The following is a 2,281-nucleotide window of genomic DNA, read 5'->3' as shown; positions in this document are numbered from 1 at the left end:
ATTGAATAATTAGATTTGAAAGGTATTGTAATATTGCACTCAACAAAAACACGTTCTACAAATCGTAGTAAAAGAAAGGTTTGGGGTTAATGGATGATATAAGCAAAGAAATCTTTATTCGTGAATTTGAAAAAGCGATTTTCCAAGAAAATGCTGCCATTTTTGCTGGAGCTGGTTTATCTCAAAATTCTGGTTTTGTCAATTGGAAAGAGCTTCTGCGAGAATTAGCTACAGAGATTAAATTAGATGTTGATAAGGAATCTGATTTAATCTCACTTGCTCAATACTTTGTAAACGGTCGATCAGGAAGTAAACATGAGTTGTTGACACTTATCCTACAAAAATTTTCTCATAATTATGTAAAGAATGATCCTATGGATATATTAGCGTCAATGCCAATTAAAACATATTGGACAACTAACTATGACAACATAATTGAGAGATGTATAGAAAAACAAAATAAAGAATATGACCTAAAAATCTCTGACTCAAACTTCTCTACAACTAAAGATAATTCTGATGTAACAATATATAAATTTCATGGTGATTCACGCACTCCGGATAGTATAGTTTTAACAAAAGATGATTATAGTTCCTTTTATAGTACTCATCAACTATTTATTAACGCACTCACGGGTCAACTTTTAACTAAAACTTTTCTCTTTATTGGCTACAGTTTTAATGATCCAGATTTTTTACAGATACTTTCCTCTATTCGAGCAATAGCCAAAAATGTTAGAACACATTATTGCTTAACGAAAAGAATAAATAGTTTTGAAATTGAAAAAAAATATTCAGAAACTCCAGAAAACACCCCAGAAAAGAAAAAGTTGAAAATTGAATATGACAACTGCTTATATGAAATAGAGAAGCAAAAACACATAGTAAAAGATTTAAAAAGATTTGGAATTAATACTGTTTTTGTTGATGATCACAAAGAAATCCCTAGATTACTATCACAAATTCAAAAGAAGAATGCCACTAGAAAAATCTTCATAGCAGGTAGTTGCAGGGATTACGGTGTTTGGACTGAACAAGATGCTGCAATTTTAATGAGTAAGTTAGGAGAAAAATTAATAAAAAAAGACTATCATATTTCTACAGGTTTAATTGAGGGAGTAGGTCCTCAAGTAGTCAGTGGTGCATTACACGCCATCGCTGAGAAAAATTTTGATATAAATAAGTATTTATCTATAAAAACGTTGCCCCTTATTAAAGGCAAAGCAGATCACATAGATCATGACGCAAAAAAAATGTACCAGGACGATATGATTAAGAAGGTCGGAATAGTTATATTCTTATTCGGAAATAACTTTTACGATGGACAGCTTAAAGCATCTAAGGGAGTACTAGGTGATTACTCTCGTGCACTTGAACATAACAAATATATAATTCCAGTCGGGGCAACTGGATATGCTGCTAAAGTAATATTAGAAGAAATAGAATTAAACATCGAAAAGTTTTATTATTTAAAGAATTTTATCTCGAGGTTAAATACCGAAACTGATCCTGATATGTTAGTTAATACTATTTTAGAAACGATAGAGTACATTCGTGATTTTGAGTATGACAATCTATTAGAACTTTCCCTATTAAGTTAATAACATCAAGGTCAGAGCGAGTAAACATTTCATTAAAATAAAATTGCAGTTTGATTTCCGTTATGTTTATTAAAACATTAATGAAATTGGGAACTATAATTTTGTTTGTCTTATAAAAGTAATGTATGAACTTACCTATATTATTTGCGGAAATAACACAAGAATCTTTATATTGTGTCTCAATATAACTATATATTAATGATTCGAAAATTGTATTTTCAATTTTAGTTGAAATGCATTTCTTTTTATTTTTCTCAATATAGACAGTAAGTATTTTATTAATTGCATATTGATAGCTATCATCATTAACAGAACGAATAGTTACCCTATCCAGAGATTTTATAAATGAGTATTCCATAGGGATATCTTCCTTGGTAATTTCAAATAATAGTGGAAACACAGGAATATTATTATTGATGAAATACTGAAACTCAATCTGAAACCACTTTTTGAAGAAGTAATTATTACTAATGATTAGAATTGCTCCAATGGTCTTCTTTGTTTCATTAAGAACCTCACCCAAATGTTCGAGAACGTTCACACCAAGTGGAACATCGTGAATATCAACCCAAAGTTTAATTCCATATGTTGATAAATCTTTTATTACATGTTCACTAAATCCATCATACGAAGACCTTGAGTAGCTAAAGAAAAAATCAAACTTTGCATTCAAATCTGTA

The 2,281-nt window shown here is 29.9% G+C and carries 2 protein-coding genes; one reads left to right on the top strand and one right to left on the bottom strand.

Going from position 1 to position 2,281, the window contains the following annotated elements:
- The first annotated feature begins 89 nt into the window (after positions 1–89).
- Positions 90–1,601, top strand: a complete 1,512-nt coding sequence (locus tag MKX68_RS28665; RefSeq protein ID WP_340915588.1) for an SIR2 family protein — start codon at positions 90–92, stop codon at positions 1,599–1,601.
- Here MKX68_RS28665 and MKX68_RS28660 read toward each other — a convergent pair.
- A partial coding sequence (locus MKX68_RS28660; RefSeq protein ID WP_340915586.1) for a toll/interleukin-1 receptor domain-containing protein occupies positions 1,528–2,281 on the bottom strand: 754 nt, incomplete at its 5' end. The genes MKX68_RS28665 and MKX68_RS28660 overlap by 74 nt on opposite strands.

The organism is Paenibacillus sp. FSL M8-0212, from assembly GCF_038004645.1.
GTDB lineage: Bacteria > Bacillota > Bacilli > Paenibacillales > Paenibacillaceae > Paenibacillus.
This window is presented reverse-complemented; position numbering and strand designations above follow the sequence as displayed.

What these genes read in the sequence shown, in the direction of transcription:
- MKX68_RS28665 (WP_340915588.1), top strand. Translation starts at nt 90, where the DNA reads ATGGATGATATAAGCAAAGAAATCTTTATTCGTGAATTTGAAAAAGCG.